The organism is Corallococcus sp. NCSPR001 (assembly GCF_017309135.1).
GTDB lineage: Bacteria > Myxococcota > Myxococcia > Myxococcales > Myxococcaceae > Corallococcus.
This window is the reverse complement of sequence record NZ_JAFIMS010000002.1, coordinates 7613569-7635967: the sequence shown is the minus strand read 5'-3', so window position 1 is coordinate 7635967 and position 22399 is coordinate 7613569. Positions and strand designations below refer to the sequence as shown.

Here is a 22399-nt window from a genome sequence, read left to right as displayed (position 1 = left end):
GAAGCGGACCTCCCGGGCGTGGCGATTCATTGCCATGTATCGCGGCCGTATCCCGGACTTGCTGTTTGCCTTCGTGCAACCCGGGGGTGGCACCGGCCCTGCAGTCGGAGCCCGTTGGAGCTTTCTCGACGGGAGCAGGGACCCATGGGGACGAGACGCGGGTGGCTGGGAGCGTTGCTGGCGTTGGTGTCGGGCTGCGGGCCGATGGAGCCAATGGAGAGGGAAGAGAGTCTGGACCCGGCAGCGCCCGCCGAATCGTCCGGCCTGGGCCACGCCGAGCTCGCGGCGACCACCACCACGCGCACCCTCACGGCGTACGCGGACACGATGGCGGACGCCACCCAGCCGGATACCGGCTTCGCCTCCGCGCAAACGCTCTACGCGGACGCCTCGCCACGGCGTCAGCCGTACCTGCGCTTCGTCCTGTCGGGCATCGAAGGGGTCATCACCTCCGCGAAGCTGCGGGTGTACGTGGTGGATGGCAGCAAGGACGGCCCTGATCCGCGGACGTCCGTCTTCCCGCCCGGCTTCGACACCTGGGTGTCCCAGGAGGAGCCCACGCGGCGCAACGCCAGCAGCACGGCGCTCACCTCGGACGGCGCCCCGGAGAGCGAGGCGTACCTGTCCTTCGACGTGTTGACGGGGAGTCGCACGGTGACGGGCGCGCGGTTGCGCGTCTTCTCGACGGGAGGGACGGGGAACGCGCCGGCCGTCCACGCGACGACGAACTGGAACGGCGGTGACTTTGACTGGACGAGCCGCCCGGTGGTGGACCCCACGCCGCTGGCGGACAAGGGCAGCGTGAGCAGCGGCACCTGGGTGGAGTACGACGTGAAGGCGGCCATCACCGGAGATGGCCGCTACGGCTTCGCGCTGCGGCCCCAGAGCACGGATGGGATGACCTTCACCTCCAACGAGGGCCCGTCGCACCAACGGCCGCAGCTCGTCCTCTCGTACGCGGATTCGACGTGCGCGTACCGGGGGCTCAGCCGGGTGGGGGGCACCGTGTCGGGCGTGACGCAGATTTCCGCGGGGGGCGACGAGCGGGTGATCTCCACGGCGGCGACCGACGACGGGGGATGGGTGGCGCTCGGCACGTACGTGTCCAATGGCAGCGCGTACCCCCCTTCGTTTGGTGAGGGCCCGTTGCCGGGCGCGCAGGGCCTCGCGGTGACGCGCTACCGCGCGGACGGCTCGGTGGTGTGGAGCGTGGGCCATGCCGGCCAGTACCTCCCGGCGAAACTCGCGGTGACGCCGATGGGTCAGGTGCTCGTGGTGGGCCGCTATTACGGCGCACCGGACCTGGGCACGGGCCCGTTGCCGCAAACCATGGCGACACGCCTCTTCGTGATGCGGCTGACCGCGGACGGGATGACGGAGTGGGTGAGGACCTTCGCCTCCACGGACAGCAGCAGCGGACAGTTGGGCGTGCTCGATCCCTCCGGCTTCACCTCGGACCCGGGAGGCGCGCCCATCGTCGCGGGCCGGTTCTCCGGTGAAGTGGATTTCGGCGGCGGGCCTCTGCGCTCGGACGATTCGGCGTCGCAGGCGACCATCGCCTTCTTCCTGGTGAAGTTCGCGGCGGACGGCTCGCATGCGTGGTCGCGGACCTTCGAGGCCTCCGATGCGTCGTCCCAACTGGAGGTGGCGGCGGACAGCGCGGGCAATCTCTACCTCAGCGGTTCGGCGCCGGGCGGCACGGAGCTGGCGCCGAGCGGCAGCGGGCCCACGCCCTTCGTGGCGCGGCTCACCGCCGAGGGCGAGCGGGTGTGGACGCGCGCCTGGACCGGCGCCAACGGCACCACCGTGGCGGTGGTCCCCTACAACGGTGACGTGTTCTTCAGCGGCACCTTCACGGGCGCCTTCACCTTCGCGGGCACGACGTCCACGCACGTGCCCACCGATTACAGCAGCACGCCGGACGACCTGTTCCTGGGGCGGTTGAGGGGGGATGGCGCCGACGTGTGGTTGAAGCACGTGGGCTCGCCGTATGGCGAGAGCGCCCAGGGGCTCGCGGTCACCCGCACCGGCACGGTCGTGCTGTGGGCGCGGACGAGCGGCCCGGTGAGCTTCGGGGGCGGCACGTTGCGTGGAGGCCCCGTCTACGCGGGCTACTCGACGGGCGGCACCCACCGCTGGTCACGCCACCTGCTCCTCACCGGGCAGCCCACCGCGCTCACGACGGGGGAGCTCCTGGTGGGCGCGACCCTGCAGGACACGACCCATGTGGACGGTGTGGACTACCTGCCCTTCGCCTGGCACGACACCTTCGTCACGAGCGACGCATTCTTCCTGCGGCTGCGGTGACGCGGAAGGGCGAAAGGACCGGCGCGTCTCAGGGCCAGTGATACAGGAAGGAAGCCCCGGGAACGAAGGCGGGAGTGTCCTGGCCCTGCAGTTGTGTTCCGGCGAGGACCCCCAGGTCCACGGACCACCGCGGCCCCATGAAGCGCGTGCCCGCCGTGGCGAAGGCGAACGCGTCGGCCATGGCCGGCACTGGTGAGATGGCGATCTCACCCGCGAAGCCCCAGTGCGCGCTGACGCGCAGGAAGCCTCCCACCATGGGCATCACCATCAAGCCTCCATTGTCATCCCGGGCCCAGACGTAGATGGGCTGGACCGTGAGGGAGAGGTTCGCGTCGGCCGTCCCATAGGTGAGGGTGCCGTAGAGGGCAGCGGCGTTGTGGAGCCCCAACGAGCCCGGGAGGTCGCTGTCATAGGAGCCGCCCTGCGCGCCGAACGCCAGGTGCAGCTTCTCGGTGAGCTGCGTACTCACCTTGATGCCCCCCATGAGGCTGAAGGCCGTGTCGGTGTACACCAACTGGAACAGGGAGGCCGTGGCCAGGTGGACGGACACGCGCTCGCTCAGGCCCACCTCCGCGACGGTGGCGAAGAACGCCTTCTGTCCGATGTAGCCCTCACCCGCATGCAGCGGCAGCGCCGTTGAACCCAGCAGTCCGCGCGAGCGGGTGGGGTTCTCGAACCAGCCTTCGGCGGTCTCGGCGCCCTGGGAGGACTCCCCGGCGCTGGCGGAGGCCACTGGAATGGCAAACGACAACATGAGCAGACAGATGAATCGTGGCATCATGGGGTCCCCGTCGAGGTGGCGAACCCCATACGCAACCACCATGCCAGGGTGGCTGTGCGCAGGACACGGGGGCCACCCCGGTCAGCGAAGTGCTGACAGGCGAGTCATGCCGCCACGGATTCCCAGCGACGTGTCATCCCCGCGGACCCAGCTCATTCTCCCGGTGTGGCTCCCCGCACCGTGCGGCGATTCACGTCAGGACAAGGGCGCGTCTAGATTGCGCGCCCATGCGCGGGTGCCTGGTTCTTCTTGCAGTGCTGGGGCTGCTGTCCGGATGCAGCCACTACGGTCTTCCTCCTCCCACCGCGGGCCATGGCCACCTGACGCTGGCGATGGAGGCCTACCTGCGGCACAAGGGCTCCTATCCGTATCTCCTCGAGGTGGAGAACTTCGGGGAGCCCTTTCCCCGTCTGGCTCAGAGCGCTGCTCCGGCCCTGGAGCTGGATGCCGGACAGGCAGCCCTCGTCTACTCCGAAGTCGTCCAGACCTTGAAGGGCAAGCCCACGGAAGGCGAGGTCGTCCGAGCCCTGGAGGACCTGCGGGCCGCGTGTGACGCGGGTCATGAGCCGGCATGCACGTACCTGGAGAAGGAGTTCCAGGCGCCCCAGCGCGGCGAGTACCCACTGCGGTACCCGAAGGTCGAGAAGCTCCCGGGCGGCGTCGAGTTCGCGGTGGTCGTCCTCCAATGCCATATCGCCGGGGATGGACGGATGCAGGGCTGTGATGTCATCGAGGATGGGACGCGCGAGTTCTCACGGAGCTTCATCGAGCAGCTGGGTGCGCATCCCTTCCGGCCCGCGACGCTCGCCGGGCACCGCTTCGCCTCGACGTACATGTTCGCCGTCACGTGCAGCAGGGGAGGGAATTACAAATACAAGCTGCCTCTGGATCAGAAGATGGGATGGGCCCGGCTGAGGGTGTCCCGGTTCCCGGAGAGCTCGTCGGCCTGGACCAACCTGGCCAAGCAGCTCGCCCTGCACGAACCCCAGGCTCCGGAGTATCCGGCGGTCTTTGAACGGGCGTACGCGCTGGCACCCCGGGCGCGGTGGTTCGCCACGGAGCACGCGTGGCGGCAGGTCCAGGCGGGGCAGTACGCGGCGGCCCTGACGGCCATCCGCCCCGCGCTGCATGACTCCGCGCAGCGGGAATACCCCAATCCCTACGTGCTGGAGACCGCCGCCGCCGCGCACTTCGGGCTGCATCAGTGTCCCGAGGCGCTGGCCGCGCAACGGCAGGCCGTGGACGAACTGCCCGGCGAGTGGCCCTCCCCTGAACGCGAGCGCTTCAAGCGCAGGCTCCATGAGTACGAAGCCACGTGTGGCGTCAGCGCACGATGAAGCGTGACAGCCAGTCCGCCGCGTCGCGCGTCGCCTCCTGCCAGTCCGCTTCTCGCATCATGTGGCCGGACTCCGGGAACTCGCGGTGCCGCAGCCGCTCCGGGGCCTGGGCGTAGAGGGGCTCCAACCGCGCGTGGAGCGCCTTCGCGGGGCCTGGAGGCACCACGTCGTCCCGCCCTCCAGTCTGGCTGAAGAGGGCCGTGGGGAAGAAGCGCTCCATGTGACGGTGCGGGCTGGCCGGCCTGGGCAGGCCCCACTCCGGTGAGCCGAGGAGCGGCACGGCGGCGCGCAGCCTCTGCTCCCGCACGAGCGCCGCGTAGGTGATGTAACCGCCCAGGGAGACACCGCCGATTCCCACACGAGCCGGGTCGGCGCCGTGCTCCCGCACCAGCGCATCGAGCAGGGCGGGCACCTCGCTCGCGGTGGACTCGACCACGTCGAGGAGCTCCTCCAGCCCGCGGGGATTCCCTTCAGCGAAGCGCGCGTCGAAGTCCGGGAAGCGGCGCTCGCCGTGCCCCACGGCGTCCACGCCCACCGCGAAGAGCCCCTGGTCCGCGAAGAGCCGCAGCTCGCGCTCGTGGACCTCCTTGCCCCCGCCCAGTCCGTGGAAGAAGAGGACCACGCCCCGGTGGAGTGCTTCCTGCCTCGACCCCTGGTGGACGCACAGCACGGGGGCTTGGGCCAGGACGAAGCGCGATGTGTGGAGGCTCATGGCCCGGGGCTTCTAGCGCATGGACCTTCATGTCTTCCAACGTGTGAAGCCCTGGCTTGAGTCGTTGGAGACACCGTGAGGACAGACGGACCGTGATTGCGGGTGCTATTGACCGTCTGAGATGGCTTGCTAGAACACGCGCCGTGGGTGTGGGGCGAACGCGGGGCCACCGGGTCCTCGTCGCCTCCGCCAGAGGGGGAACCATGCATCGTGGCATTGTACGCAAACACAGGGTCCGCACCCGCGTGAGCCTGCTGTCCGACCCATGCAAAGGGTTGGCCTTGTCTCACTGACGAAAATGTCGCCTGTCTGGATTGAAGACTTCGCGGGACTTCCTCTTCACCCCTGTTCATTCATGTCACCTCAAATGCCATTTCTTGCTTCGCCACCCGCATGGGGGCGGTTCCTGGTCGTCGTGTCCGCGGTGCTCATGCTGGCGGGCTGTCAGAAAGCGACCGCACCCTCCGAGCCCGATACCGAGGACATGGGCGCCGCGCGCCTCGTCGTCACCGTGCACCAGGGGGTGAGCACCTCCGACGTGCAGCGGGTGGACCTCACGGTGGATGGCCCGGGGCAGCCGGAGCTCACCGTGCAGCTCGCGCAGGACGGTTCGGTGTGGACGGTCCTCATGAGCCAGCTTCCCGCCGGCACCGGGCGCCGCTTCCGGGCCTTCGCATATGACGCGAACGCGAAGCTCCTCTACCGGGGCGAGGCGGCGGACGTCACCATCACCGCCAACCAGACGGTCCAGGTGAACATCCTGTTGCAGCAGGTGGACCCGCCTCCCGACTTCGAGAACGCCGGCCCTGTCATCACCTCGCTGGTGGTGTCGCGCTCGTCCGTGGAGCGGGGCGGCTTCGTGGACATGCGGGCCACCGCCGAGGACCCGAACGCCGGGGACGTGCTCACGTACGCGTGGACCGCGACGGCGGGCACCTTCAGCACCCCCTCGGCGCTGTCCTCGCGTTGGACGGCCCCCATGACGGAGGGCTCGCAGACGGTGACGCTGACGGTGGCGGATCCGCTGGGCGCGTCCACCGCGGTGAGCTTCCCCATCGTCGTGGAGGGTGAGGAGACGGGCGGGGCCGTGGTGTCCGGGCAGTTCAACTCCTGGCCGCAGGTGGTGTCGCTGTCCGGCTTCCCGACGCAGGTGGTCCCCCACCAGTCCGTTGGCGTGAGCGCCCAGGGCGTGGACAGCGACGACCCCGCGGCGAGCCTCCACTACGCCTGGAGCGCGAGCTGCGCGGGCACCTGGACGGACGAGGGCACCGCGAACGCGCGCTTCACCCCCACGGCGCTGCCCTCGCAGAGCACCTGTGCCAACTGCCAGCTCACCGTGCGCGTGACGGACGGCCGCGGCGGCGAGGGCCTGGGACACCTGGGCATCTGTGTGGGCGCGCCGGTGTCACCCAACGCGCTGCCGCGCATCACCGACGCGTCCCAGTCGACCGCCACCGTGGGCTCGGGCGGCGCGGTGCATTTCACCGTCCGCGCCATGGACCCGGAAGGCACCGCCCTGGGCTTCACCTGGGAGGCGCCGGTGGGCACCCTGGGCGCGCCGGTCTCCACCGCCGATGGCAGCGAGGTCACCTGGACGGCCCCCGCGTGCATCGACGGGCAGGCGACGCCGGTGGTGCGCGTCCGGGTGACGGACGCGGAGGGCCTGGAGGCGCTGCGGACCTTCTCCCTCGCCTGGACGGGCCCCGCGTGCGCCACGGCGGTGCAGGGCGTGGTGAACCATCGCTACTTCACCACCGGGAACGCGTCCGTGACGCGGGGCCAGAACCTGTCCGGCGTGCAGGTGGAAGCGATGGTGGATCAAGGCAACGGCACGTTCCTCGTCTACCCCGGCGCGGGAGCGGCGGACGGCACGTTCACGGTCGCGGGTGTCCCCCAGGGGAACTACACCCTGCGGCTGGGCAACGCGTACGTGGTGACGTCCTCGCGCGCTCCGGACCTGGGCAATGACATCCAGGGGCGCCCGGACCCGGTGGCCGCGAACACGAGCACGTTCCTCTCCGTGGACCTCCAGGGCATGGCTTCGTGGCAGACGAATGACTTCATGGAGATCTACTCCCCGGGCACGGCGCTCTACGCCGCGGGCACGAACGCGCTCGTGCAGTCGGGCACGCCGCTCACCGCGGGGTCTCAGCGGTGGACCCAGACGCTGAAGTATTCGGGCATGGTGAACGCGGTCCTGGTGGATGCCAGCGCGGGAGACCAGGTGACCTTCCATCAGCTCTCCGCGAAGACCGATTCGACGTCTGGCGCCCCCGTCACCTACAACGCGGCCACCCGTGCCTTCACGGCGCCGCTGGTGCTCACGCAGGGGAGCACGGCGAGCTTCACGGGCACGATGACCGCGCTGCAGGACCAGTCGCTCACGCTGGACGTGCGCTCCCCGGACTTCGAGGCGCTGCGCACCGAGGTGCACCCCACCGCCACCGTGGTCCGTCACGACCTGTACTTCATCGCGGTGCCCGACGGCACGCGGGCAGGCTATGCGCTGGCGCCGGACCTGCTGTCCTGCTCGCTGACGGCGGGAAGCCCCTCTCGCGTCTATTCGTTCGTCTACGGCAACCCCTATCCGCAGTTCACGCAGGTGGGGATGGTCAGCACGGCGTTCAACGTGGCGCTGATGGCGCCGGGCGCGGCCCTGCCGCTGACCTTGCGTCTCTCGGTGGGACACAACGACGTCATGCCCGCGTTCGCGGCGTCCGCGGTCGTGCCCCGGCTGAGCCCGCCGCGCGGGGCGACGCTGGCGGGGCAGGCCGCGTCCGGGAACCTGACGGGCGTGGGGCTGATGCCAAACCTCGCCTGGGGAGCGCCCTCCGTGGGCACCGCGACCTCCTATGGGGTCTCTCTCTACGAGGTCTTCGTGAACGCCCAGGGTCGCACGTCGCAGGTCGCGGGCGGGCCGGTGGCACAGCTGTACACGGCGGGCACGTCACTGCGGCTGCCCCCCGGCGTGCTGCAGTCGGGCAAGTCCTACTTCGCCATCATCGAGGCCCGCGCCTCTGGTAACGCCGACTTCCAGGGCAAGCCCTTCCGGTCCAGCTACCCGGAGGCGAAGGCGATGACCGTCACGGGTGTCTTCACCCCGTGACCGGCGCACCCCGCTGAGTCCCGCTTCCTGGAGCCCCCATGGCGCGTTCGTGGGGGCTCCTCGCCGAGGACCCGGGCGGCAACCGGGCAGGATTGGACGCCACTGAATTCCGTCATCACAGGCTTCCTGGCAGAGTGTGTGCTTTCGCTGGGGGCCCGCCATGCAGAGCAGTGTCATCACCGAGGTGTTCCTGCCGATTGCCCTGGGCGTAATCATGCTCGGCCTGGGGTTGAGCCTCACCCTCGCGGATTTCCGCCGCGTGGCGGTGTATCCGCGCGCGGCGCTGGTGGGCCTGGGCTGTCAGACGCTGCTCATGCCCGCGGTGTGTTACGCCATCGCGACGGGCTTCGGGCTGCCGCCCCAGTTGGCCGTGGGGTTGATGCTGCTCTCCGCCACGCCGGGCGGCGCGACCGCGAACCTCTTCAGCCACCTGGCCAAGGGGGATGTCGCACTGAACGTCAGCCTGACGGCGGTCAACAGCGTGTTGTCGCTGCTCACGTTGCCGCTCATCGTGAACTTCTCCCTGGCGCACTTCATGGGGGAGGAGCGCGCCATTCCGTTGCAGTTCGCGAAGATCGTCCAGGTGTTCGGCATCGTCCTGGTGCCCATCTCGCTGGGAATGTGGGTGCGCGCGAAGCGGCCGGCGCTCGCGGATGGCCTGGACCGGCCCGTGCGCATCATCTCGGCGCTGTTCCTGGTGCTGGTGGTGCTCGCGGCGACGCTCAAGGAGCGGGACCAGTTGGTCACGTACTTCCAGAGCGTGGGGCTCGCGGCGCTGGCCTTCAACCTGGCCAGCATGGCGGTGGGGTTCGTGGTGCCCGTCCTGCTGCGCGTCGAGCGCAAGCAGGCGGTGGCGATCGCGATGGAGGTGGGCATCCACAACGGCACGCTCGCCATCGCGATTGCCTCCAGTCCCCGGTTGCTCAATGACGGCGTGATGGCCATTCCCGCGGCCATCTACAGCGTCATCATGTTCTTCACCGCCGGAGTCTTCGGAGCCCTGGTCGCCCGGAGGCAGGCTGCTGGCGCGACCGCGGAGGGCCTCCGCACCCAATAGCTACCTCCAGTCACTGCACGACAGGTCTTCTTGGACGAGGCCCAAGAACCCGTCCCAGGAGGTTCTGGTGCCGCGCCTTGGATGAACGTTGTCGAGCGTCAACGATGCCCGGCCCGAACCGTGGGAGCCGACAGGTCATACCCACGCGTCCGGTTCTTCATTGTAGGTGTGTCTCATTGAATGGTTCCTTCTCGCACGGGCAGTCCACCGGGAGGGGCCATGACGATCCGGTTCGGCTTCATCGACAACAGCGAAGGCGCGAACATCAGAACGCTTCCGATTGGCGAGAAGGGATCGACTTGTTTGACCCCTGAGCCACTTCCTCCCGGTACGCGGGTGACGCTGATTCAAGGGACCGGCCAGACCCCGGGATGGTCCTACGTATCGACCCTGGTGGGAGGATACCTGCTGCGAGGTCACGTGCAGGGCTTCCGCATCACGCTCGACCTGCCAGAGCCCGCCGCTACCCTCTACCAGGTCCAGCCGGAAGATCGGCTGGAGCCTATCGCCGCACGCATCTACCGGGATGCCATCATTCCGGGACGCGACCTGCGCTTCTACGAAAACGTCATCCACCATGTGAACATGAAGCACGGTAGGACTGGCGTCCGGCGTGGCCGGGAGGGCGTGGAGTTGGTCGCCGGCAAACGCATCTGGCTTGTCAGCATCGCGTACGCCAACCGGCTCCAGAAAGAAGTACCGAGTGGCTCCATCACCGGTGGAGCGCTCGCACGGGCGAAAGAGACCGCCCGGCACCTGAATCATCTCATTGCCTCCGTTGAGAACGCGGGGCTGTACTTCAATGAGGTCACCGGGCAGTACGCTCAAGCCATCAAGGAAAACTGGAGGGAGATCAGCGCCATTGTCGCGGGCTTCATCGCCGCGGAAGCCCTGTCGACCCTCCTGGCTGCAACGCCCACGGGCGTTGGCCAACTCGCTGCGGCGATCATCCAGTTGGGTCTGGCGGCCTTCGGTGCTCAAGGGATCGTCGATGCGGGAGTCGAGGCCCTGAAGCACGCCGAACTGTGGCTCACCCAGGCCTGGGCGGCTGACCGCTCTCCCGAACTGCTCAAGGAAGCCAGCAAGTCCTTTCTCCGGATGCTGATGAGCATCGCCATGGCCGCGCTTGCGCTCATGGGCGCGAAGGCCAACATGGGACGCGGTTTCAAGCTGGCGAACTCCGTGAAGATCACCCGGCCGCGCTACTACATGATGGCAGCGCAAGGTCCCGGAGGTATCTACGCGGGCGTCCCCGTGTTCCGGCCAGGGACCATCACCGCCGTGCAGTCCACCTACCTCCCCTTCAATTCCTGGGGGACTGGTTCGGCCATGACGTCAAAGACCGTCAAGGAGGGCTCCCGCACCCAATCGGATGCCGAACCCACCCTGACCGAGCGCACGCTCAGTGACGCAGAATGGGAGAGGCTGCTGGAGCGCCTGCCCAACTGGGACAAGCTCAAGGAACTTGTCGGGCGCAAGATTCCGAAGGACGGAACGCCTGAGTTCAACGCCCTCAAGAAGGAGCTTGAGGCAGCAGGATACCGTCTGGAAAAGATGAGCAAGGGCTCCCAGCCCTACCGGATTCGCCGCCTGGACGGAAAAGCGCTGGGGGATGAGCTCGGAGCGCTCACCGTCACCGAGGACGGGCTGGTCGTGCTCAAGGTCGGCAAGGGGACACCCCGCATCAGCATCTACAGTCGCTACCGGAAGAACTACCTGGATTGGGTGGAGAAGACCCATGGCAGCGCAGCTCGAAAGGCGGCGGAGGTTCGCATCGCCGGTGGCAACCCCATGCACCATCTCATCCCGGACGCGGTTGCCCAGAAGCATCCACTGATCCGCAAGGCCCTGGAGCGGATCGAGGGCTACACCATCGACCGCGGCACGAACATCCTCGACATGCCCTGCAAGAACCCGAAGGGGAAGATCATGCACCTGGGCAGCCACCCCAAGTACAACAGCTATGTCACCACGCTGCTCGATGATGCCCTGGAATCACTGGATGACGCCTTGAGCAAGCGCAAGCCTGGCTCCAGCCTGACGCCGAGGGAGATCCAGGACGCTCTCCTCGAAGTCGAGATGAACCTTCGCGAGGCCATTGAGTCCGGCGGGCTCCCCATGGAGGTTCTCAAGGAGTTGAGCGAGGATGGAATCGTCGTGGGCAAGAAGCTGGCGCTGCTGGAGTTGCCCTCCCACGAGGAGTCGCTCACGGCATGATGTACGCATTGACGGCGGATATCTCGCACATCGAGGAGGAAGGTGTCTTCGACGCCACCCTCATCGAGTTCGACGGCTTCGAGTCCGTCACGTTCCACAAGCCCAGCATCGACTACCAACGGGAACGAGGCGCTCCCGAGGTCATCGAGTTCACTGGCAACCTGCTGAACGCGGCCCGGCTGGACCACTTGTTCACCGCCCCCCGGGGGCTGCTGCTGCTTTCCCGGCGCATGGTGGGGGTGCTCGAATCCGTGGGGCCGTTCCGCCATCGGCTCATCCGGACGGTCATCTACACGGAACGCATCAAGCACCTGGTTCGCGACCGCTTCACCGGGCGGCGGACATGGCATGAGGTGCAAGACCCCTCGTTGAAGAACGAGGACTTCGTCATCCTCCAATTGCTGGAGGAGACAGACTGCCTCGACCGCGAACACACCCTGGTGAAAGGGGTGCCCTTCCACCAGTCCGGAGTGGGATTGCTGGGCAGGGAGAAGGCGCGGCCCCTTGTCCTCAGACCTCCATCCGGAGGTTTTCCTCCGGTGTTCTCCGTGCCCGAACTCTCCTTCTACTGCTTCACGGAGGAGGCCCGGCAGGCGTGTGAACGGGCGGGACTGAAGGGGCTCTGGTGGCGGCCTCAGGGGTAGGCCTCCTGGTTCCCTCGACCTCCGCCAGCCGTCGCCGCTGCCCCGAGCCGTTGACGGGGGGCTGCTTCGACGACCTACGACGCAGCTTGCCCCGCCTGGATACCCGGGAGTACGCGAACGCGGAGGCGATGATCCGCCGCTTCGAGGCACCGAGTTGCTAGAGGAACTTCATGGCCGAGAGAGCCGTGACTGCATGGCGTACTGGCTGGAGTTTCGCGATGAGGATGACTATCGGGCCCGACTGTTTGGCGGCGTTCGCGGCGGTTCGGCGCTGAAGTTCGGCATCTATCAACGGGCGGAAGACCAGAGTCTTCGGAGCCCTGGTCGCCCGGAGGCAGGCTGCTGGCGCGACGGCGGAGGAACTCCATCCGCGCAGGGCTCCGTAAGCGTCTCGGCCCGTCTATCCGCTCAGGACAGCCGCTGATAGTCGTAGGTGTTCTCGACGTGCCGGGACGAGTAGTAGAGGGTCACCTTCCGGTTGTTGTTGAAGGTCTCGGTGCGGATGGTGACGCGGCGGCCTGCGGGGCCATTGATGTAGAGCTCGATGACATCCACACCCGGGGCCTTGGGCGCACCGGTCTCCGGGTCGGATTGGTGTGGCTGCCGGTTGGTGATGCCGTAGTTCGAGGCTTCGGTGGCGCGACTTGAGGCGTACCCGGTGTCGAGCAGGTAGGCGATGGCCGCCTGATCGTCGCGGTTCACGGTGAGCCGGGTCAACGGAGCCATGACGATGGCGGAGTTGGGGGTAGGCGGCGTGCCGCGATACCTGGCCAGCGCGCGCTGGTAGTCCGCCGCCTTGGGGAAGGACGCCTGTTTGGGTTCACCCATCACCAGACCGCCCAACTTCAGGATGAGGCCACCGAAGTCCGCGAACGTGGAGTTCGAGGCGTTGATCTGCATCAGGTAGTACTCATACGACGCCCGCCACGGGGTGTTGTTGTCCTTCTTGATGATTTCGACAAGCTCGGAGGGCACATGCGCCACGTTGTTGATGAGAATCACGGTCGTCTCCCATCGGCGCCAGGCGCCGGGAAACACCGCCCGGGTTCAATGTGGACGGTGTTCCCTTGAGACGAACGTCGATGGGCCCTGTGAACGCAGCGGCTGGGACACGGGCTTCGACGACAGGCCATGGCCCCGCGGTGAACTAGCGGGCCTGCCCCTCGAGCGCGAGCCCGCTGCCCTGCGCGGCGCTGTACACGTGCGCGGGGTGGGCGACAGGCTCCTCCAGGGGCGCGGGCTGCATGAGGCCCGCACCCAGGAGCGCACCCTCGAGCGAGCCGTGCATCCGCTTCTCGAGCAGGAACTGCGCGAGCGGCTCGAGCGCGGCCTCCAGATGGGGCGGCACCTTCACCAGGGCCAGGTGCGAGCTGCGCACGGCGAGGAACTCCGCCAGGTACTGGAGCGTCGCCACACCCGCGGCGTCCACGAGCGACACCCGCGACAGGTCGACGACCACCAGCTTCGCCCAGGGCGGACCTTCGACGAGGTCGTAGAGCTTCAGGTGGTTGATGAACAGGATGGGCCCGTCCACGCGCGCCACCATGAGGTCCAGCGCCTCCGTGGGCGTGGGCGCTTCAGGGCTCTGCATGTGCAGACCGCGCTGCAGTTGCGACGCATCCGCCACCCGCTGCACCTCCAGCCGCAGGGCGCCATGGCGCCGCACGTAGAGGAGGCTGGCCAGCGCGAGCCCGGCCCCGATGCCGACAAACACGTTGAACATGGCGATCCCCAGCGCGGTGACGAGCACCACGCCCAACGTCGACTTGGACTGATTCCACATGGCAACAAGGCCCTCCAGATTGAGCAGGCGCACCCCCACGACCAGCAGGATGGCGGTGAGTGCGGCAATGGGGATGCGCGCCACCAGCGGCGCGAGCAGCGCCATGGCCACGAAGAGCCACAGGGCGTGCAGAACGGAAGCAGCGCGGGTGCGCGCACCCGCTTGAATGGACGCGCTGGCGCGCACGATGGCGCCCATCACCGGGAAGCCGCCGAACACGCCGGCCGCCATGTTGGACAGGCCCTGCGCGATGAGGTCCTGGTCCAGGTCACTGTGGGTGCGCGCACCGGTGAGCGTGTCGAGCGAGCTCGTCGCGAGCAGCGAGCCGAGCGACGCCAGCAGCGCGAGGCCGATGGCCGCCGGCAGGAGCGCCGCGAAGTTCACGCCCTCGAAGGACGGCAGCGTCGGCATGGGCAGCGAGCGCGGCAGGGCGCCCACCGCGTCGTAGCCCGCCCCGAGCGAGACCATCAGCACGGTGCCAATCGTCAGCCCGACGAGGACCGCGGGGATGCGCTTGTGCACCTTGGGCAGGGTCACCATGGCCAGCGCCGTGAGCGCTCCGGCCGCGACCCCGAGCCAGCCCACGTGCGCGCCCCACGTGCGCTGCATCACGAGCGCCACGGCGTTCGCGTGCGTGTCCTCCACCGCGAACAGCCGCGGCAGCTGCGTGTTGAGCAGCAGGAGCCCGATGCCCACCGTGAAGCCCATCACCACCGGCCGGGGGATGAGCCGCGCGAACCGCCCGGCGCGCACGAGCCCCAACGCCACCTGCATGGCGCCCGCGAGCACCGTGGCGATGGCGAGGCCCACGGCCCCGTGCATCGCCACGATGGCCGCGGCCATGGGCAGCAGCGCCGCCTCGGGGCCCGTGACCTGGTAGCGGCTGCCGCTGAGCAGCCCGCCCACGACGCCAGCCACCACGCCGGAGACGAGGCCCACGCTCGCGGGAAGTCCCGCGGCGGTCGCGAGCGCGACATTGAGCGGGAGGGCCACACACGCCACGCTCAGGCCGGCGGCCGCATCGGCTGGCAGGCTGCTGGGCTGCACCATCTCGCGCCAGCTTTGGAGAAGCTCGCCCGTACGCCGGGTCGAGAAGTGTCGCTTGGAGAGAGCGGTCGAAGACATGGAGGACGGCGTCTTTCAGATGCCGTGCCAGACGCCTTCCCAGAGGGAGGCGGGCCCCGCTGTCGGTCCCTCCCAGCAAGCGTCCTGTCGGTCCGGACCGACACTGTCGGGACCGACAGACGGCGTGCGAACTGACGGGCCGCGCGCACGGACGCGCGCTAGATTGCGCGCCATGTTGGTGCTCCGACTGCGTGCCCGGCTCCTGTTGTCCTACGCGGTGGTCACCGCGCTGCTGGTGGCGGCGTTCTCCCAGATGGCCCTGGGCCTCATGCACACCCACGAGGTGGTGGCGAGCGTGGGGCAGGAGGAGCTCGCGGCCTTCGAGCGGGAACAGCGGGTGTACGTCGCGGCCTGGGCGCTCGAGCTGGCGGTGCGGCGCGGCGTGGTGGCCTGTGAGCAGCACGAGAGCAGCGCGGCCGCCGTGCACCTCGCTGTCGCGAATGCTCGACAGGACCTCCAGGCCGCGCTCGGCGCCGGCTCGGAGCAGCTCGACGCGGGCTTCCGGGCGAGCGCCCAGGACTATGTGCAGTACGCCCTGCAACTGGAGCAGGCCGGCACCTGTGAGTCGATGCTGTCGTTTCCCCTGAGGGAGCGGCGGCTGCATCTGGATGAGGTCCTCACCACGGTGTGGTCCGAGCGCACGCGGGACATGCGTCTGGCCATCCAGGCGAAGGAAGACCAGGCGCGGTCCATTGGCTCGGCGGCGCTGCGCTCGGGCGGGCTCTTCGGCCTGCTGGGCATCCTCGCCGCGGGCGCGCTCGCCTTGTCGCAGGCGCGCGCGGTGTCGAACTCGGTGGCGCTGCTCTCCACGCATGCGCGCCGCATCGGCCAGGGGGACTTCAGCCCGCTGCCCCCGCTGCGAGGGCCCGAGGAGCTGCGGGCGCTCTCGCTGGACCTGGACCGCATGCGCGGGCGCCTGGCGGAGCTGGATCAGCTCAAGAGCGCGTTCGTGGCCTCGGTGTCCCATGACCTGCGCACGCCGCTGGCCCGGGTGCGCGAGGCCCTCTCGCTCCTGGGCGATGGCAGCACGGGCCCGCTGACACCGCAGCAGGCCCGCGTGGTGAAGCTCGCGCAGGCCGCGTGCGAGCGCGAAATCCGCATGGTGACCTCCGTGTTGGATTTGTCGCGCGTGCAGTCCGGCCAACCGCTGCAGCGCAATGCCGGCGCCTCGGTGGACCAGATTGTCGAGAACGTCCTTCGGGACCTCGCCTTCGAAGCGGACGAGCGCAAGGTCCAGCTGGTGTACGAACCCGCCGCGAAGCCCGTGCGTGCGCCCATCGATGATCCGTTGGTCGAGCGTGCCCTGTCCAACCTGGTGAGCAACGCCATCGCTGTCTCCAGCGCGGGCAAGACGGTGCGCATCTCGTGTGAGCTGGTGAGCCGCAAGCGCTCCGGCGCCGCCAGCTCCGTGCCCGCGGTCCAGCTGTCCGTCGCGGACCAGGGGCCGGGTGTGCCCGCGCATGCGCGCGAGTGGATCTTCCGGCCCTTCGCGAGCCTTGAGGTCGGCGGGCGCCGCAGCACGGGGCTGGGCCTGACCATCGCGCGCGAGATGATCACCGCGCACGGAGGTGAGCTGTCGCTCGCGGAGACCTCCGGGCCCGGTGCCACCTTCACCTTCTGGATTCCCCTTGAAGACCCCGCGTCCCCTGGAGCCCGTCTTGACGCCTGAGCCCCCCATCCAGCAGCCCCACGTGCTCCTGGTGGACGATGACCTCCAGCTCGCGGAGCTGATGTCCATGCGGATGACCTCCCGCGGCTACCGCGTGACGGTGGAGGGCGAGGGCAAGAGCGCCTTGCGCAGGCTGTCGCAGGAGCGCGTGGACGCGATGGTGCTCGACCTGCGCCTGGAGGACATGGATGGCATGGACGTGCTCCGGGCCGCGCGGCAGCGTGCGCCCGAGCTGTCCGTTATCATGCTCACCGCGCACGGCTCCATCGAGACCGCGGTGCAGGCCATGCAGGAAGGGGCCTACGGCTTTCTCACCAAGCCGTTCCACGACCATGAGCTGATGCAGAAGCTCACGCACGCGCTCGAGCGCTCGCTGCTGCGCCGGGAGGTGGCCGAGCTGCGGCGCCGCATGGGGGAGGAGGGCGAGCCCCTGCTCCTGGGCATCAGCGAGGCCATTTCGCGCGTGCGCGAGGTGATTGCCCGCATCGCCCCCACCGACGCCACCGTCCTGCTCACCGGCGAGAGTGGCACCGGCAAGGAGCTGGCGGCGCGGATGATCCACGTGCTCTCGCGGCGCGGCAAGGAGCGCTTCGTCGCCGTCAACTGCGGCGCCCTTCCGCCCGAGCTGCTGGAGAGCGAGCTGTTTGGCCACGTGAAGGGCGCGTTCTCCGGGGCGGTGCGCGAGCGCGAAGGCCTGTTCGGCGCGGCCAATGGCGGCACATTGTTCCTGGATGAAATCGGCGAGGCGTCTCCGTCCGTGCAGGTGAAGCTCCTGCGCGTGCTGCAGGAGCAGCGGCTCACGCGCGTGGGAGCGGACGTGGAGGAGCCCGTGGACGTGCGGGTGGTCGCCGCCACCAACCGGGACCTCGCGGAGGAGGTGGCCGCGAAGCGCTTCCGTCAGGACCTCTACTTCCGGCTGCACGTGGTGCCCATCGAGCTGCCGCCCCTACGCGAGCGGCTCGAGGACATCCCCCTGCTGGCGCAGCTCTTCCTGGAGCGCACGGCGAACCGCTACGGCCTGCGTCCGCCGCGTCTGGCGCCCGCGACGGTGGAGCTGATGCAGCGCTATGGCTGGCCTGGCAACGTCCGGGAGCTCATCCACGAGATGGAGGCTGCGGTGCTCCTGGCCGGCGCGGACGAGCTTCAACCGCGCCATGTGCCTCGCCTGGGTCAGGCGCTGGAGCGGCCCCCCGCCGCCGAGAGCGCGCAGCTGCCAGGCGTTCCCGCCGGGACCGCGGACCTGCCCTCCCTGCGCGAAGCCCGCGATGCCTTCGAGCGCGCCTACCTCGCGGAGGCCATGCGCCGCAGCAATGGCAGTGTCAGTGCCGCGGCCCGCATGGCCGGGCGCAACCGGAGCGACTTCTACGACCTGCTCAAGCGGCACGGACTGTCCGCCGCTGACTTCAAGGGGACCCCCGAGGGCGGGCCCACGCGCTGAGCCGGGCCGTGGTGCTGGACTGCGTGCGCTGCGAGCCATTGCTCCCACCTATTGGTGCAATGGTCAGCGCCGCCTGCCATCCTTGATTCTCCGTGCCAGGTTTTTCAGGGCGAGTGACGCTGCACAGGGTCGTGCCAGCTGCTTGCCGCTACCCCCGGCACCTCATGAAAAAGATATCCAGGTCCGTTGTGCTGGCGCTCAGTCTGGCATTGCTCGCCGGCTGCGCTGACTCTTCCTCCGACACGGGCTCGGCCCGGTTCGCCGTCTCCATCCGCCAGGCGCTCGCGTCCGGCATCTCCCGCGTCACCGTCACCTCGAGCGGCCCGGACATCCCCCCGGTCACCGTGGACCTTGCCCCCACCGACGGGGTGTGGGGCGGCGTCATCGGCAACATTCCCGTGGGCCCCGACCGCTCCTTCGTGGCGCGGGCCTTCGACGCCTCGGGCACAGTGCTCTTCGAGGGCTCGGCCTCCGGCATCACCATCTCCGCGGACCAGACGACCCTCGTTGCCATCACCCTCCAGGAGACGAACCCTCCACCGCCCTTCGACAACGAGGCCCCGCTCATCGACGCCCTGGTGGCCTCTTCCACCTCCGTGCCCGCTGGCGGCTCCCTCTCCCTGGTGGCCACGGCGCATGACCCCAATCCGGGCGACACGCTCTCCTTTGCCTGGAGTGCCACCGCAGGGACCTTCTCCTCGCCCTCCGCCGCCTCCACTTCGTGGACGGCGCCGCTGTCCACGGGCATTCAAACCCTGACGTTCACGGTCACGGACTCGCGTGGCCTGTCCTCCATCATCGTCCTGGAGGTCAATGTCAGTCCGGAAGGGCAAGAAGGGGAGGCGCGGGTGTCTCTCTTCTTCAACAGCTCACCCCGGGTTGATTCTGTCATTGCCACCCCCACGCAGCTCGTTGTGGGACAGCCGACCGCTGTCTCCGTCTGTGCTTCCGACCCGGATGGCGACAGCCTCTCCTATGCCTGGAGCGCATCCTGTGCTGGGACCTGGATCAATGCCTCCTCCAGTTCAGCCCGGTTCACTCCGTCGTCCTTGCCCCCCGGTGGCTGTAACAACTGCCGCCTGACGGTCACCGTTTCGGATGGGCGCGGTGGAGTGAACATGGGCACCGTCGCCCTGTGCGTCCGCGACACTCCCCCGGCCAATCACTTTCCTCCTGTCATCATCCGCTCCTATCGCTCGTCAGACACGGCGACTCCAGGGCAGGTGATCACGTACGAGGTGGTGGCCAGCGACCCGGAGGGCTCCGCGCTCACGTTCTCCTGGCAGGCCACTGCCGGCGTGCTCGGGACCCCTGCGAGCGATGACTCCCGCAGCCGCATCACGTGGACTGCCCCCGGCTGTGTCAGTGCCGGAACGCCCCCGACCGTCACCGTCACCGTCACGAATGCCTTCAACCTGACGGACGTCCGGAGCTTCGAGGTGACGGGGCTGCCCACCTGCACCGCCTCGGGCGTCTGGGTTGCTACCGGCTCCATGATCCAACCCCGCAGCGGTCATACGGCGACGCTGCTGCCCAATGGCCTGGTCCTCGCCGCGGGGGGCTTCAGTGGGGGATTCCTCGCGACGGCGGAGGTGTATGACCCGGACTCGGGCTCCTGGAGCCCGACCGGCTCCATGTCGCAACCTCGCTCGGGCCACCTGGCGACGCTGCTTCCCAACGGCAAGGTGCTCGTCGTGGGAGGACGTGACGCCAACGGCTTCCTCGCGACAGCGGAGCTGTACGATCCGGCCGCTGGCACCTGGAGTCCCGCAAGCTCCCTGCTTGCATCAAGCCCCAGTTCAGCGACGCTGCTTCCCACTGGCAAGGTGCTCGTCGCGGGAGGAACAACGGCACAGTTGTACGACCCGGCCTCGGACTCCTGGAGCCTCGCCAGCGCTCCGCTTGGATTCGTGGGTGATTCAGAGACGCTGCTGCTTGATGGCAAGGTCCTCTTCGCGCCGAGAGGCGGGTCGCAATTGTACGATCCGGTCTCGGATACCTGGAGCACCACCGGCTCACCCGCCGTTTTCCCCGGCGGTCCCCCGCTGACGCTCCTGCCCAACGGCAAGGTGCTCGCCGCGGGGGGGTATGATCCCCTGGTCGATCTGGTCGTGGGGGCAGCGGAGTTGTACGACCCGGCCGCGGGCACCTGGACCCTGACGGCCCCCATGGGAGGGCGCGTCTTCTATACGGCAACGCTGCTGACCAGCGGCAAGGTGCTCGTCGCTGGGGGAGCGCTCGAAATCTTCGAGTTGGAGATCTTCTCACTCGCGACGGCGAGGCTATACGACCCGGTGTCGGGGACCTGGAGCCCTACCGGCTCCATGGCCCAACCTCGCTATGGCCACGTGGCGACGCTGCTGCCCAACGGCACGGTCCTCGTCACGGGAGGTTCGGTCCCGACGGTGGAGTTGTACCTCCCCTGAGCGTCTTGTCTTTCGGGATGCAGCACCCTCGCCACACAGGGGATATGCACGCAGCGAAGCCACGTGATGGCAATCACAGCCGGTGCCATGCCGCCGGATGGCTGCGACGACGCTCAGCCTGCGCGTGGGAGAACAGCCCGCCAGTCCCCCCTTGCCCTCCGCGGTGGACCTGAATCGCAATCCCAGCCGGGTTGCCTGTCCCTTGCCTCCAGGTGCGGACCCTGACAGCCCGCGAAGGGGAGGTGATGCATTCCAAGGGCCTTGTCAGCGAACTCGGGCGTCCAGGACCACCTGTCCGTCCTTCATCACGAACCGCACCTGCCTCAGCGCCCGGATGTCCTTGAGCGGATTCCCTTCCACCGCGAGCAGGTCCGCGAGCTTGTTCGGCCCGAGCGAGCCCACCTGGTCCTGCATGCGCAGCAGCTCCGCCGCGTTCACGGTCGCGGCACGCAGGATGTCCACGGGTTTGAGGCCCGCCTCGGCGTAGGCGATGAACACCCTCACGCTGGCCTGGCCGCGCGTCAACCCTGGCATCGCGAAGTACATGTCCGAGCCGGCGGCGATCCGCACACCGGCGGCCACCGCGCGGCGGAGACGCTCCTGGGCCCTGGTCATGGCCTTCCTGCAGCGCTCCTTCATCTGGCGCTGACGCTCCACGTTCCCGGCCCAGGTATCGAAGGTGTCACACGTGTCCATCGGGCCGTCCGTCGGCACCAGGAAGATGCGATGGCGGACCATGGGCGCCAGCACGTCGTCAGGGAGGGAATACCCATGCTCGATGGAGTCGGCGCCCGCCTGGACCGCGATGCGGATGCTTTCCTCGGTGGTGGTGTGCATTGCCACCGGGCGCTTCTTGCGGTGGGCCTCCTCGACGATGACCCGCAGCTCCTCCAGGGAGAGGAGGTTGTGCCCGTTGTCGACGATGACCTTGATGCAGTCCGCGCCGTCCATGAGCGCCTGCCGCACTGCGCGCCGGGCCTCCTCCACACCGGAGACGGTGACGTACTCCTGCTCGATGAGGGACTGCGCCGGAGGTTGGAGCGTGGGGAACTGACCGCCCTGGGGCGCGAGCGCGCGGGTGCAGGCGGAGATGCGCGGGCCCTGCACCCAACCCCGCTGGATGGCATTGCGCAGCGCCACGTCGCCGTTGACCCCCGAGTTGCCGACGTCGCGCACCGTGGTCACACCCGCCTCCAGCATCTCGCGGCCCAGCTTCGCGCCCAGGAGCGCGCGCTCGGCGGTGCTGCTCTGGGCGACGGGGGTGATGAGACTGTCGCTTCCGTTCTCCGGGTCGACGTCCAGCAGCAGGTGCGAGTGCGCGTCAATCAGCCCGGGCAGCAGGGTGACGTCGCCGAGGTCGATGATCCGCGTCCCATCAGGGATGGCGAGGCCGGTGCCCATGGCCTGGATGCGCGAGCCTTCGATGAGCACGACCGCATCCGGGAGGAGCCGCTCACTCTTCCCGTCGAAGAGCCTGGCGGCGCGGAGGGCGATGCGCGGGGGCGCCGCAGGGGAGGGCGGCTGGCCCCATGACGGCAGGGACACGCAGCACAGGAGGAGCGCGCCAACGACAGGCGCCAACAGGCGTCGAGAACAGGAGGACAAGGCATGGCTCCTGGGGGACAGACGTGGCGGCCAGAAAAGCGAAAGGCCCGGAACCTTTCGGTTCCGGGCCTCTCTAGTGGCGAGGAGTACGGGACTTGAACCCGTACGTCAAGCGCCGGACCGCACCGAGTTGGCGCATAACCCCTCGGAATCTCAGCGCCTCGCGCTGGTCCGCGCCGACGCGCGCCAGCC

General features: G+C 68.6%; 14 protein-coding genes. 9 read left to right on the top strand and 5 right to left on the bottom strand.

Annotated elements, in window-relative coordinates; all coding sequences use genetic code 11:
- The first annotated feature begins 144 nt into the window (after positions 1-144).
- Entirely contained in the window at positions 145-2307 is a 2163-nt protein-coding gene (locus JYJ93_RS32485; RefSeq protein ID WP_206798436.1) for a DNRLRE domain-containing protein, read from the top strand.
- Positions 2308-2335: 28 nt separating this feature from the next.
- On the opposite strand, the gene JYJ93_RS32480 is transcribed toward JYJ93_RS32485, so the two are convergent.
- The gene (locus JYJ93_RS32480; protein WP_206798435.1) at positions 2336-3088 is read right to left on the bottom strand and encodes a hypothetical protein; all 753 of its coding nucleotides are present in this window, start codon (positions 3086-3088) and stop codon (positions 2336-2338) included.
- A gap of 227 nt (positions 3089-3315) precedes the next feature.
- Here JYJ93_RS32480 and JYJ93_RS32475 point away from each other — a divergent pair, with 227 nt between their 5' ends.
- A complete protein-coding gene (locus JYJ93_RS32475) occupies positions 3316-4425 on the top strand; it encodes a hypothetical protein (RefSeq protein WP_206798434.1) in 1110 nt (369 codons plus the stop codon).
- On the opposite strand, the gene JYJ93_RS32470 is transcribed toward JYJ93_RS32475, so the two are convergent.
- Positions 4412-5137, bottom strand: a complete 726-nt coding sequence (locus JYJ93_RS32470; RefSeq protein ID WP_206798433.1) for an alpha/beta fold hydrolase — start codon at positions 5135-5137, stop codon at positions 4412-4414. The two genes, JYJ93_RS32475 and JYJ93_RS32470, sit on opposite strands and share 14 nt — an antisense overlap.
- A gap of 484 nt (positions 5138-5621) precedes the next feature.
- Between JYJ93_RS32470 and JYJ93_RS32465 the strand changes: the two genes are divergently transcribed.
- The 4 genes from JYJ93_RS32465 (at position 5622) to JYJ93_RS32450 (ending at position 12161) form a co-directional block, all read left to right on the top strand.
- Entirely contained in the window at positions 5622-8243 is a 2622-nt protein-coding gene (locus JYJ93_RS32465) for a hypothetical protein (RefSeq protein WP_206798432.1), read from the top strand.
- Positions 8244-8403: 160 nt separating this feature from the next.
- Positions 8404-9300 carry a bile acid:sodium symporter family protein gene (locus JYJ93_RS32460; RefSeq protein WP_206798431.1) on the top strand — a complete coding sequence of 299 codons (897 nt, stop codon included), beginning with the start codon at positions 8404-8406 and terminating at the stop codon, positions 9298-9300.
- Positions 9301-9519: 219 nt separating this feature from the next.
- On the top strand, positions 9520-11517 hold the full coding sequence (locus tag JYJ93_RS32455) for an AHH domain-containing protein (RefSeq protein WP_206798430.1): 1998 nt from the start codon (positions 9520-9522) through the stop codon (positions 11515-11517).
- Positions 11514-12161 carry a hypothetical protein gene (locus JYJ93_RS32450; RefSeq protein ID WP_206798429.1) on the top strand — a complete coding sequence of 216 codons (648 nt, stop codon included), beginning with the start codon at positions 11514-11516 and terminating at the stop codon, positions 12159-12161. The genes JYJ93_RS32455 and JYJ93_RS32450 overlap by 4 nt, the downstream gene beginning before the upstream one ends.
- A gap of 408 nt (positions 12162-12569) precedes the next feature.
- Here the strand turns inward: JYJ93_RS32450 and JYJ93_RS32445 are convergent, their stop codons facing one another.
- Complete coding sequence (locus JYJ93_RS32445; RefSeq protein WP_206798428.1) at positions 12570-13163, bottom strand: hypothetical protein; 594 nt, start codon at positions 13161-13163, stop codon at positions 12570-12572.
- Between the two features lie 145 nt (positions 13164-13308).
- The gene (locus JYJ93_RS32440) at positions 13309-15069 is read right to left on the bottom strand and encodes a SulP family inorganic anion transporter (protein WP_206798427.1); all 1761 of its coding nucleotides are present in this window, start codon (positions 15067-15069) and stop codon (positions 13309-13311) included.
- 172 nt (positions 15070-15241) lie between these two features.
- On the opposite strand from JYJ93_RS32440, the gene JYJ93_RS32435 reads away from it, so the two are divergent.
- The 3 genes from JYJ93_RS32435 (at position 15242) to JYJ93_RS32425 (ending at position 20602) form a co-directional block, all read left to right on the top strand.
- Positions 15242-16738, top strand: coding sequence for a HAMP domain-containing sensor histidine kinase (locus tag JYJ93_RS32435; protein ID WP_206798426.1), 1497 nt, complete (start codon positions 15242-15244; stop codon positions 16736-16738).
- A complete protein-coding gene (locus tag JYJ93_RS32430; RefSeq protein ID WP_206798425.1) occupies positions 16728-18176 on the top strand; it encodes a sigma-54 dependent transcriptional regulator in 1449 nt (482 codons plus the stop codon). Before JYJ93_RS32435 ends, JYJ93_RS32430 begins: the two co-directional genes overlap by 11 nt.
- A gap of 188 nt (positions 18177-18364) precedes the next feature.
- A complete protein-coding gene (locus JYJ93_RS32425) occupies positions 18365-20602 on the top strand; it encodes a kelch repeat-containing protein (RefSeq protein WP_330166775.1) in 2238 nt (745 codons plus the stop codon).
- A gap of 264 nt (positions 20603-20866) precedes the next feature.
- Here the strand turns inward: JYJ93_RS32425 and JYJ93_RS32420 are convergent, their stop codons facing one another.
- On the bottom strand, positions 20867-22207 hold the full coding sequence (locus tag JYJ93_RS32420) for an amidohydrolase family protein (protein WP_206798423.1): 1341 nt from the start codon (positions 22205-22207) through the stop codon (positions 20867-20869).
- Between the last annotated feature and the right edge of the window lie 192 nt (positions 22208-22399).

Coding starts and splice junctions, on each gene's coding strand:
- JYJ93_RS32485 (WP_206798436.1), top strand. CDS start 145: ATGGGGACGAGACGCGGGTGGCTGGGAGCGTTGCTGGCGTTGGTGTCG.
- JYJ93_RS32480 (WP_206798435.1), bottom strand. CDS start 3,088: ATGATGCCACGATTCATCTGTCTGCTCATGTTGTCGTTTGCCATTCCA.
- JYJ93_RS32475 (WP_206798434.1), top strand. CDS start 3,316: ATGCGCGGGTGCCTGGTTCTTCTTGCAGTGCTGGGGCTGCTGTCCGGA.
- JYJ93_RS32470 (WP_206798433.1), bottom strand. CDS start 5,137: ATGAGCCTCCACACATCGCGCTTCGTCCTGGCCCAAGCCCCCGTGCTG.
- JYJ93_RS32465 (WP_206798432.1), top strand. CDS start 5,622: ATGGGCGCCGCGCGCCTCGTCGTCACCGTGCACCAGGGGGTGAGCACC.
- JYJ93_RS32460 (WP_206798431.1), top strand. CDS start 8,404: ATGCAGAGCAGTGTCATCACCGAGGTGTTCCTGCCGATTGCCCTGGGC.
- JYJ93_RS32455 (WP_206798430.1), top strand. CDS start 9,520: ATGACGATCCGGTTCGGCTTCATCGACAACAGCGAAGGCGCGAACATC.
- JYJ93_RS32450 (WP_206798429.1), top strand. CDS start 11,514: ATGATGTACGCATTGACGGCGGATATCTCGCACATCGAGGAGGAAGGT.
- JYJ93_RS32440 (WP_206798427.1), bottom strand. CDS start 15,069: ATGTCTTCGACCGCTCTCTCCAAGCGACACTTCTCGACCCGGCGTACG.
- JYJ93_RS32435 (WP_206798426.1), top strand. CDS start 15,242: ATGTTGGTGCTCCGACTGCGTGCCCGGCTCCTGTTGTCCTACGCGGTG.